The sequence below is a fragment of the Pseudoalteromonas sp. ESRF-bin5 genome, assembly GCF_002632075.1.
GTDB lineage: Bacteria > Pseudomonadota > Gammaproteobacteria > Enterobacterales > Alteromonadaceae > Pseudoalteromonas > Pseudoalteromonas marina.
The window spans coordinates 1-11,288 of the sequence record NZ_NTLW01000063.1; the positions used below are offsets into that span (position 1 = coordinate 1).

An 11,288-nucleotide genomic window follows, 5' to 3' on the forward strand; every position below is an offset into this window, starting at 1 on the left:
GCTGAGTTTAACGATATTCGACCATTCATCGCTTCAACAATATGTTTGGTGATAATCAGGCCGAGGCCGGTCCCCCCAAATTTGCGCGTAATGCTTGAATCTGCTTGGCCAAAAGGAGTAAACAATGAATCTTGCTTATCCATTGGTATACCCACACCGGTATCTGTTACCGACACTAAAACAGAGGCACTTTCTTCATCAAGTAAGCGGTAGCTAATATCTACTTTTATAGAACCTTGCTCGGTAAATTTAATTGCGTTACTTAATAAATTAATAAGTACTTGTTTAAAGCGAGTAGGATCGCCAGTCAAATCGTCAGGGACTTGTGGGTTTATATAAATAGAGAGCTCAAGCTGTTTTTCATGGGCGCTTGGGGCAAGCAATGTCATTACTTCATTTACTGCATCGCGCAATTGAAATTGAATCGATTCAAGTTCCATCGCTCCAGCTTCTAGTTTAGAAAAATCTAAAATATCGCTGATAATAGTCATTAAACTATTAGCCGATAACATGATTGTATCGAGGTAATCTTTTTGATGCTTGTTCAGTGGTGTTTTATAAAGCTGGCGGGTAAATCCCATTACACCATTAAGTGGTGTACGTAGCTCGTGACTCATTTTTGCTAAAAAGTCAGACTTAACACGGTTGGCATCTTGTGCTTCTTTTTTTGCCATTGTGAGCTGAATATTTTGCGTTTCATATTGTTCAAGCGTTTCACGATAATCACTGGTTGCTTGGTCAATATTTTTTTGCATTTCGTCTTTTTGCATCACCATAGTATCGGCTATGGTATTTAATCCTTCACGAAGAATATCAAATTCACCCAACATGGTATCAGTAAGGCCAGTACTTCTTTTTCCTTCAACGAGTTTGTCGGTTGCAAGTACTAACTTATTTAAAGGAGTCATGAACATGCGGCTAAGTTTAAATGCCATAATTGCCGCTAATACCAAAGATAAAATAATAACTATGCCACTAATAAGTAAGGCGCGTTGTTGGCCTATAACGGCTTTATCTTTGTTTAGCTGTAAAATGACCGTACCTAACGATGTTTGAAAGGCTGAAGCGTCCCATTGAGTATTAGGTGAAGAATGACCAACAATTGGCGTATAGAAGGTAATTATATCTTTTGAGGATTCTATTTTTGTGGCTTTAAGTGATGCAAGAGACGCTTGATTGATTAATTCATCAAATGAGCGGTGGTAATTACTCGTCATCAACAGCTCGTTGTTAGTGTCAAATATAGCAATTGACTTAATAGACGGGGAGTGCCGATTATGTGTAAAACTGATTAAACGATTTAGTAATACTTTATTTTTATCAAGAAGCGGTTGTTCTAAGGCAATTGCTAAAGGCTCCGAAATAGTTGCGCCTTGCTGATATAAAATTTCATCAAGCTCAATGTAACGATTTACTGTAAAATAACCACCAAGCAGCAATCCAATGATCACAGTGGGGATCAGGGTCAAAGTTAAAACAGAATCACGTAAGCCTAATTTGGTCATAGTGGCAGCATTATTATCATTATTAGTATGTTTTGAGTATATACGTTTCGATGCCTATTCTCAAAGCTTCACCTACACGTGATTAGTTACGAGTTTTAACCTAAATAAATGTAAGGTAATGCCACATGGCGCAAATTTTTAAAGCGAAAAAAAAACCTCTTCAACAAAAGTCAGTGGTGCTCGATATAACAAATATGGATCACCAAGGCCGTGGCGTAGCAAAATATAACAATAAAGTATGCTTTGTCGCAGGCGCATTACCGGGCGAGAAAGTAAAAGCGACCCTTGTTGATGATAAGGCGCGCTACAGTAGTGCAATTACACACAAAGTGATTAAAGCAAGTGAAGCCAGAGTAGCGCCTTTTTGTGAGCATTATAACCATTGTGGAGGCTGTCAATTACAGCATTTAGATGTAAACCAGCAAGTAGTTGAAAAGCAAGCCGCAGTTGAACAGCTTTTCGAAAAATTTGCCAAGCAAACAAATTTAAACTGGCAAGCTCCAATATTAAGTAGTGCAACGCATTATAGGCGAAGTGCACGAATAGCGGTTATGTTTGATAAGGCCGCTAAAAAAATGCGTATAGGGTACAGAGCGAGTGGTTCAAAAAATATTGTGAGTATTAATAAGTGTGCGGTTTTGACTGACGCCTATGAAACTGTTTTTACACTCTTTGACGAATTAATTAATCACAATAAGTCATTACACAGTATAAGCCACCTACAATTATGCCAAAGTGAAACGCATAACTTTGTGGTCATTCGTCACACTAAAGCAATTAGTGATGAAGCAAAGGCTGTGGTCATAAAAGCCTGTACGCCTTACAAATACTCAGTTATTTGGCAAAGCGAAAGTGATGTAATTGACCATACTAATATTACTATGCCTTACTATTACCTAGATGAATTTAAACTAAAATTTGAGTTTGGTTTGGATAATTTTATTCAAGTTAATGCTCAAGTTAATCAAGCTATGTTAAAACAATCGGTAGATTGGCTTGGTTTAAGTGGTAATGAAAATATATTAGATTTATTTTGTGGTATTGGTAACTTTTCACTTGTGCTGGCAAAACAAGCAAAAACGGTGATTGGTATAGAAGGTGTTGCTTCTGCGGTTGCAATGGCCGCGCAAAATGCGCAAACTAACTCTATCAGTAACGCGCAGTTTCATTGTTTTGATTTAACGCAAAAAATACAAAATGCGCAGTGGTTTAATAAAAACCTAGATGTGTTGGTATTAGACCCTTCACGTACTGGTGCAATGGCTATATTAGAGCAGTTACCTTTAAAGCAATTTAAAACAATTTTATACGTCTCTTGCGACCCTGTTACCCTAGCCCGTGACAGCGCTATTATTTCGCAAGCAGGCTTTGAGCTCAACAAAATTGGGCTAATGAATATGTTTCCTCATACTGGGCATATTGAAACTATGGCGTTATTTCAACGGAGGTAAAGCGCATTATGGTAGCGACACGTCAATCACATCAACAAGATGAAACGGGTGATCTTTTTACACGGTTAAAAGCACTCGACCTATCTACAGAAAAGACTCAGTTGCTTAATAAGGCGCAAGCGCTTTGTGTTAAAAGTGATAACCAAGACTGGCAAAATACAGCCATAGAAATGGTGGAAATTTTAGTCGAGTTAAACCTCGATGCTGAGTCGTTAGCTACAGCGTATCTAACACCCTATTTTTTAAATGATGTGGTCTCCCTTGAAACCGTTCAAGAGCAGCTTGGAAGCAATATATCCTTGTTGTTAACGGGGGTTTCTCAAATGGCGACTATTAGTACTTTGTCGCACCAAGGTAAAGGCACTGTTCAAGTCGATAATATTCGTAAAATGTTATTAACCATGGTTGAGGATGTGCGCGCTGTGGTGATTAAACTTGCTGAGCAGGTATGTCATTTACGTAACGTTAAAAATGCAGGTGAAGAAGAGCGTGTTATTGCCGCCAAAGAAACAGCCGACATTTTTGCTCCTTTAGCAAACCGACTTGGTATTGGCCAGTTAAAGTGGGAACTTGAAGATTTATCGTTCAGGTATTTACGCCCAGATACGTACAAAAAAATAGCAAAACAGCTTGATGATAAACGTCTTGCCCGTGAAGCCTATATGGAAGACATGGTAGAACAGGTTAAAAGCCGTTTAAGTGAAGCAGGTATAGAGGCTGAGGTATATGGTCGGCCCAAGCATATCTACAGTATTTACAAAAAAATGGCGCAAAAAAACTACGAGTTTGATCAACTTTTTGACATACGTGCTATGCGTATTGTGGTTGACCGCTTGCAAGATTGCTACGGTGCGCTGGGTATAGTGCATACCAACTGGCGCCATTTGAACAAAGAGTTTGATGACTATGTTGCAACGCCTAAGCAAAATGGCTATCAGTCAATTCACACCGTTGTTTTTGGCCCTGAGGGCAAAACCGTAGAAATACAAATCCGCACGCAAGATATGCATCAAGATGCAGAACTCGGTGTAGCCGCTCATTGGATGTACAAAGAAGGGGCTTTACCTGGGCGTGGCTCGGGTTACGAGCAAAAAATTAGCTGGTTACGTAAATTACTGCAATGGCAGGAAGAAGTGGTGGATGGCGGCGATTTAGCTGAAGAGCTAAAAAACCAAGTTGTTGAAGACCGTGTATATGTATTTACCCCGCGGGGCGATATTTTTGATCTACCATTAGGGGCCACGCCGCTCGATTTTGCTTACTACATTCATTCTAATGTGGGACATCGTTGTATTGGCGCGAAAGTATTTGGCAAAATAGTGCCGTTTACGCATCAATTAACGACGGGCGATCAGGTCGAAATCCTCACACAAAAACAGCCAAACCCCAGTAGAGATTGGTTAAATCCGTCACTGGGTTATATTAAATCATCTCGTGCACGTGCCAAAATACACCATTGGTTTAAGCAACTTGACCGCGACAAAAACTTAAGTGCGGGTAAAGAGATTCTTGATAACGAGCTGCAAAAGCTTGATTTAACATACAAAGATTTAGCCCCAGCAATCAAGCGATTTAACTTTAAAGAGCTTGATGACTTAATGGTCGCAATTGGAGCAGGCGATGTGCGTCTTAACCAAATGCTTAATTTTGTTACTGACCGTACAGAAGACGAACCTGTTATTCGTTTTAAAGCACCAAGCAAAGTAACGGGCGATAAAAACGGCATAGTGGTTGATGGTGTGGGTAGTTTAATGAGCCACGTTGCTAAATGTTGCCGCCCCGTTCCAGGTGATCAGATCATCGGTTATATAACGCAAGGCCGTGGTATTGGTGTACATCGTGATGATTGTGATTCATTTAATAATTTGAAAACGCAGCACCCAGAGCGTGTTGTTGAAGTTAGTTGGTCTGAAGATATAAATGGATCATACGCGCTCAGTATAAAAATTGAAGCAAGCGACAGATCTGGACTAATTCGCGATATCAGTTCTGTACTGGCTAACGAAAAAGTAAACGTACTTAACATGAATGTAAATACCGTGGGCGCTGACCAGTTAGCAGTATTTACCATGCAAATAGAAGTACATGATTTATCGGGCACTAATCGTGTACTTTCTAAATTGCATCAAATTGAAGGTGTTCACCATGCTAAGCGAGGGCAGTAGCTTTGGCTAACCATTCAGCATTAACAGAATTACTGAATATCATGCAAACATTAAGAGATCCCAATGGTGGTTGCCCTTGGGATCTCAAACAAGACTTTAAATCAATTGTGCCGCATACACTTGAAGAAGCCTACGAAGTTGCCGACTGTATAGAATCAGGTAATTTAAATGACCTTAAAAGTGAGCTTGGAGACTTACTGTTTCAAATTGTGTTTTATGCCCAATTAGCTCAAGAGCAAAGCTTGTTTGACTTTAACGACGTAATAGAACAACTAAATGCAAAATTAACACGTCGCCACCCTCATGTTTTTGGCGAGAAAAAAGCCCTCAATGATAAGCAGTTGTCAGCTCAGTGGCAAGCTATTAAAGCCCAAGAGCGAAGCGAAAAAGCAATGTCTGAAGAATCACTGTTATGGCAAGATATTCCTGCAAATATGCCAAGCCTTAGCAAGGCTAAAAAAATTCAACAGCGAGTGGCTTCAATGGGATTTGACTGGCCCACCTATCATGGTGCACTTGATAAAGTAAGCGAAGAAGTACTTGAAGTTAAAGAAGCAATAACACAAAACCCCTTGTCAGATCACACGGCAGAAGAGCTTGGCGATTTACTGTTTGCCACTGTTAATGTAGCGCGTCACGTTAAACGCGACCCAGAGCAGCTCCTCAGAAATGCAAATGATAAGTTTTCTGCCCGATTTGAAAAGGTACAGGCGTACTTGCAAGCACAAGGTAAAAGCTTAGACACGGCAAGCCTTGAAGAAATGGATAATGCATGGGAAGCAATCAAAAAACATAAATAAAATAGCGCACGTTTTTTAATCGCCCATTCGCTAATTTTAGCTGGATTGCTAAAGCATGTTTTGGTACAATTTCGCCCCGTCTTGATGATATGCCCATAGCCATTTTTTTGGGTGTTATATTCCTTTTAATTCCTGATATTCTAGGGTTCGCATGAGTACAAAATTTATCTTCGTTACTGGCGGGGTTGTTTCTTCGTTGGGTAAAGGTATTGCAGCAGCATCGTTGGCGGCTATTTTAGAAGCCCGTGGCTTAAATGTTACTATTTTAAAGCTGGATCCTTACATCAACGTTGACCCAGGCACAATGAGCCCAATTCAACACGGTGAAGTATACGTTACAGAAGACGGCGCAGAGACTGATCTTGATTTAGGTCACTACGAACGTTTTATTCGCACCAAAATGACTAGCCGAAATAACTTCACACAAGGCCGCGTATATGAAGACGTATTACGTCGCGAGCGTCGTGGTGAATACTTAGGCGCAACTATTCAGGTTATCCCTCATATCACTAACGATATTAAACAGCGCGTTTACGAAGGCGCTGAAGGCCATGACATAGCAATTGTTGAAATTGGTGGCACAGTAGGTGATATTGAATCACAACCGTTTATCGAAGCAATTCGTCAAATGGGCACAGAGATAGGTCGCGAACGCGCACTCTTTATTCACTTAACGTTAGTGCCTTTCTTAGGCCCTGCAGGCGAAGTGAAAACAAAACCAACACAGCACTCAGTTAAAGAACTTCGCTCTGTTGGTATTCAGCCAGATATTCTAATTTGTCGTTCAGACCGTAAGTTACCTAACAATGAGCGTGCAAAAATTGCATTGTTTACCAATGTAGAAGAAAAAGCGGTAATTTCATTACCCGATGTAGACAGTATTTATAAAATTCCAGCACTGTTAAAATCACAAGAACTAGACAACTTTGTATGTCGTCGTTTCCACTTAGACGCACCTGAAGCTGATTTAGTTGAGTGGGAACAAGTATTGTACCAAGAGTCTAACCCTACGGGTGAAGTAACCATTGGTATGGTTGGAAAATACATTGAACTACCCGATGCATACAAGTCGGTTAACGAAGCTTTAAAACATGCGGGCCTTAAAAACCGTTTAACTATCAACATTGAATATGTTGATTCACAAGACTTAGAAAGCAAAGGTGTAGAGCTGCTTTCTCACCTTGATGCTATTTTAGTACCAGGCGGTTTTGGTGGTCGTGGTGTTGAAGGTAAAATTTTAGCGGCTAAATACGCACGTGAAAATAAAGTGCCTTACTTAGGTATTTGTTTAGGTATGCAAGTGGCGCTTATTGAGTATGCACGTAATGTTGCAGGCTTAACCGATGCAAACTCAACAGAATTTAATGCTAAATCAGCAGCGCCTGTTGTAGGTTTAATCACTGAGTGGTTAGACGCCGAAGGTAAAGTAGAAGTTCGTGACGAGAAATCAGATCTTGGTGGCACAATGCGCTTAGGCGCTCAAAAATGTCACTTAGCACCAGGTTCTAAGGTACACGAAGTTTACGGTAGCGACGAAATTGTAGAACGTCACCGTCACCGTTATGAAGTTAATAACAACTTTGTAGACCAACTTGAAAAAGCAGGTTTAACATTCTCTGGTTTATCTGAAGATAAAAAACTAGTAGAAATTATTGAAAACAAAGATCACCCTTGGTTTATTGCCGCGCAGTTCCACCCGGAATTCACGTCAACACCACGTGATGGTCACCCGCTATTTGAAGGATTTGTAGCAGCAGCGCATATCCACCAAAAAGCGTCGTCGTAACTTATAAAAGCCGTGCATATATTGCACGGCTTTTTTGTTTTAAGACTGACTAAACTATGCAAAACATAGTAAAGTAAACAAAACTCACCATTTTGGGAATATAGAGGAAACAAGATGTCAAATATCGTAAAAGTAATTGGTCGCGAAATCATGGACTCGCGTGGTAACCCAACTGTTGAAGCTGATGTACATTTAGCTGATGGCTCATGGGGTCGTGCGGCCGCACCTTCTGGCGCATCTACTGGTACTCGCGAAGCATTAGAGTTACGTGATGGTGACAAAGCGCGTTACTTAGGTAAAGGCGTATTAAACGCGGTTGGTTACATCAATAAAGAAATTGCTGATGCGCTAGCTGGCCAAGACGCACTTAACCAAAGTGCAGTTGATAAAGTAATGCTAGATTTAGACGGCACTGAAAACAAAGAAAAATTAGGTGCAAATGCAATCTTAGCAGTATCACTAGCAACAGCTAAAGCCGCAGCTCAGTCTAAAAAAGTAGAGCTATACGAGCACATTGCTGATTTAAACGGCACACCGGGTGTTTATTCAATGCCACTTCCAATGATGAACATCATCAATGGTGGTGAACACGCAGATAACTCTGTAGATATTCAAGAATTTATGATCCAACCTGTTGGCGCTTCAAACTTCCGTGAAGGCCTACGTATGGGCGCAGAAGTTTTCCACAGCCTAGCAAAAGTACTTAAAGCAGATGGCCACTCTACAGCTGTAGGTGATGAAGGTGGCTTTGCGCCAAACCTTGAGTCTAACGAAGCAGCACTTGCAGCAATTAAAGTTGCAGTAGCAAATGCAGGTTACGAGTTAGGTAAAGATATTACGCTTGCAATGGATTGTGCTGCCTCTGAGTTTTACGACAAAGAAGCAAACATCTACGATCTTAAAGGTGAAGGCAAAAAATTCACGTCTGAAGAATTTAACTACTTCTTACAAGAGCTTACTCAGCAATACCCAATTGTTTCAATTGAAGATGGCTTAGATGAGTCTGATTGGGATGGATTTGCTCACCAAACTAAATTAATGGGCGATAAAATCCAGTTAGTAGGTGATGATTTATTCGTAACTAACACTAAGATTTTAAAACGTGGTATCGACAACGGTATTGCTAACTCAATCTTAATTAAGTTTAACCAAATCGGCTCACTAACTGAAACGTTAGCAGCTATTAAAATGGCGAAAGACGCTGGCTTTACTGTTGTTATCTCTCACCGTTCTGGTGAAACAGAAGATGCAACAATTGCTGATTTAGCAGTAGGTACTGCGGCAGGTCAAATCAAAACTGGTTCATTAAGTCGTTCTGACCGCGTAGCTAAGTACAACCAATTGCTTCGTATTGAAGAGCAATTAGGCGCTAAAGCACCGTACAACGGTTTAAAAGAAGTTAAAGGTCAGTAATTTTTTAGAAGCTGATTTTAAATTTTAAGCTATAAAATCCTCGCCATTGCGGGGATTTTTTGTTTAAGCTTTTTGAGTAACTACAACACTAATTAACAAGAATCCTCAATTAATTTGAGATACTAATATGGCGTTAATGGTGTTAAAACTTCCTAAAAAGTTTTATGGAAAATTTAAGCCTTGTTGTCGACAAGGATTAATCAAAGCAGAAATTGCTGCTTTAAAATGTCACCTGTAAAACTGGTTTTTAAGTAAAAACCACGGGGGAGGGTTTTAATTATTTGCCCGTTTGGGCCAATGGCATCGGTCACAATTTTGCTATTAGCGGCTTTTGGACGAATTTGCATTGCATCGCCTAAATGGCCTGATATTTCATCAACCCTACCAAGCGCAATAAGCTCCATTTGCTCTTCCCAGTCTCGTTGTAGTTTAGCGTCCTGCTCAGGCGTTGGTTGCCATAAAAAGCCACTGCCAATGGTTCTATTAAACGGTGCTATATCTCGCTCGCTTAAAACCGGAAGCCATAAAACGTGGTTAAGCTTTTTACGAACCGCACTAGTGTGCCATGTCATGCCCGTTACGTTTATTAGTGGCGTTACCGATACAAAGGTGGTTTCAAGAGGTTTGCCCTTATAGGAAATAGGCAGCGTTTTGAGTTCAATACCTAAATCCTCAAAGTCAGGAAGGGGTTTAGAACCCGCGGTTGCACCTAAAACGTACTCAATTAATTGACCCGTCCAGCCTTTTTCTCTTAATAAATCATCAGGGGTTTTAAAGTTATATTGCTCGGCAAGCTGTCCAAGCGTAAGGCCTGCAATACTGTTAACACGTTGAATAAGGTCATTAATTGAATGTGGTTTAGTTGGACGCATAGCACTAATTTGAGTTGAATAAATACCATGCTCATGATAGCAAATCAGCTAAGCCGTGGATATCTTTAGGGTTGTGTGTTTTTTGTTCGGTGGTTGGGTGTGTTAATTTTATACATTGTGAAAATTGCATCTAATTCGTTAAGTTGCTGACTAACTTGGCTTTTTTCTGTTGTCGAGTATTGATTGTATTGGGCGTAATAAAAGTTACAGGGATAAATACAACTATATGAACATGTTTATCCACAGAATCTGTGGAGAACAACACGTTTTCGATCTTGTATTGTGGATTTGTTTGCAAAATGAACGTGTTTTTTAAAAGTTATGCACAAACTGTGAGTAACTAGAGCAAAATAATAACTGCAATAGCTTTCATACATTTTTTTAAATCTTTTTACTCGTATCTCAGTATTTTCATCTCTGAGCTGAGTGTAAATTACACTTACCCACTGGCTCGCTTATAATAGTGTTTGCCGTATTGCGGCTAATGTGGAACAATCATTAAAAATCGACTTACAAATGAGGCACTAAGGTGATTGATGCCGAAGGTTTTCGTGCCAATGTCGGAATTGTAATTTGCAATAATCAGGGACAAGTATTTTGGGCCAGGCGCTACGGTCAGCACTCTTGGCAATTTCCCCAAGGTGGTGTTGATGATGGTGAAACACCAGAACAAACTATGTACCGTGAATTACACGAAGAGGTCGGACTGCGACCAGAAGATGTAGAAATTGTCGCAAGTTCAAAACATTGGTTACGCTATAAATTACCCAAACGATTAATTCGTCGCGACTCAAGTCCGGTGTGTATTGGGCAAAAACAAAAATGGTTTTTACTGAAACTTCGTTGTAAAGACGAAGATGTAAACTTACTTAAAACTCATCACCCAGAATTTGATGACTGGCGTTGGGTGAGCTATTGGTATCCTGTAAGGCAGGTTGTGTCGTTTAAACGGGATGTTTACCGACGTGTAATGAAGGAGTTTGCTCCTTTCGCTATGCCTTTTAATAAAAGAGAACAACATAAAGACCACTGGCGAAGTAAAAGGTAATAACATTATAGTAAAATAAAGGAGCAGGACATGCTGGCAACATTGAGGTCTATTGCTGAGTCTGTATCGCAACAAGCGAATTTAGACACTGCATTAGTGTGCTTTGTGCAAATGGTTAAAGACGCCATGAAAACCCAGTGCTGCTCTATTTATTTTGCTGATTATAGCCAAGACAACTTTGTGCTTATGGCTACCGAAGGGTTAAATCCTGATGCGGTTGGTAAGTTTAGAATTGGCTTTACAGAAGG

The 11,288-nt window shown here is 40.1% G+C and carries 9 protein-coding genes; 7 read left to right on the forward strand and 2 right to left on the reverse strand.

What is annotated here, in order from left to right; genetic code table 11:
* A partial coding sequence (locus BCG07_RS02260) for an ATP-binding protein (RefSeq protein ID WP_286888398.1) occupies positions 1 to 1,505 on the reverse strand: 1,505 nt, incomplete at its 3' end.
* A gap of 125 nt (positions 1,506 to 1,630) precedes the next feature.
* Between BCG07_RS02260 and rlmD the strand changes: the two genes are divergently transcribed.
* From rlmD to eno, 5 genes are all read left to right on the forward strand, one after another.
* Complete coding sequence (gene rlmD / locus BCG07_RS02265) at positions 1,631 to 2,956, forward strand: 23S rRNA (uracil(1939)-C(5))-methyltransferase RlmD (RefSeq protein WP_203984456.1); 1,326 nt, start codon at positions 1,631 to 1,633, stop codon at positions 2,954 to 2,956.
* A gap of 8 nt (positions 2,957 to 2,964) precedes the next feature.
* Positions 2,965 to 5,121, forward strand: coding sequence for a GTP diphosphokinase (relA, locus tag BCG07_RS02270; RefSeq protein WP_006794155.1), 2,157 nt, complete (start codon positions 2,965 to 2,967; stop codon positions 5,119 to 5,121).
* 2 nt (positions 5,122 to 5,123) lie between these two features.
* Positions 5,124 to 5,921: a nucleoside triphosphate pyrophosphohydrolase gene (gene mazG / locus BCG07_RS02275; RefSeq protein ID WP_286888402.1), complete on the forward strand. Its 798-nt coding sequence runs from the start codon at positions 5,124 to 5,126 to the stop codon at positions 5,919 to 5,921.
* A gap of 151 nt (positions 5,922 to 6,072) precedes the next feature.
* Positions 6,073 to 7,707 carry a CTP synthase gene (gene pyrG / locus BCG07_RS02280; protein ID WP_006794157.1) on the forward strand — a complete coding sequence of 545 codons (1,635 nt, stop codon included), beginning with the start codon at positions 6,073 to 6,075 and terminating at the stop codon, positions 7,705 to 7,707.
* Between the two features lie 114 nt (positions 7,708 to 7,821).
* Positions 7,822 to 9,120 carry a phosphopyruvate hydratase gene (gene eno, locus BCG07_RS02285; RefSeq protein ID WP_203984436.1) on the forward strand — a complete coding sequence of 433 codons (1,299 nt, stop codon included), beginning with the start codon at positions 7,822 to 7,824 and terminating at the stop codon, positions 9,118 to 9,120.
* A 200-nt stretch (positions 9,121 to 9,320) separates the two neighbouring features.
* Here eno and mutH read toward each other — a convergent pair whose 3' ends face one another.
* Complete coding sequence (gene mutH / locus BCG07_RS02290) at positions 9,321 to 9,992, reverse strand: DNA mismatch repair endonuclease MutH (RefSeq protein ID WP_008132736.1); 672 nt, start codon at positions 9,990 to 9,992, stop codon at positions 9,321 to 9,323.
* Positions 9,993 to 10,521: 529 nt separating this feature from the next.
* Between mutH and rppH the strand changes: the two genes are divergently transcribed.
* Positions 10,522 to 11,040 (forward strand): RNA pyrophosphohydrolase, encoded by a 519-nt coding sequence (gene rppH, locus BCG07_RS02295; protein ID WP_006792674.1) that lies wholly within the window; start codon positions 10,522 to 10,524, stop codon positions 11,038 to 11,040.
* 30 nt (positions 11,041 to 11,070) lie between these two features.
* Positions 11,071 to 11,288, forward strand: a 218-nt coding sequence (locus BCG07_RS02300) for a GAF domain-containing protein (protein WP_286888406.1), incomplete at its 3' end; no start/stop codon positions are given.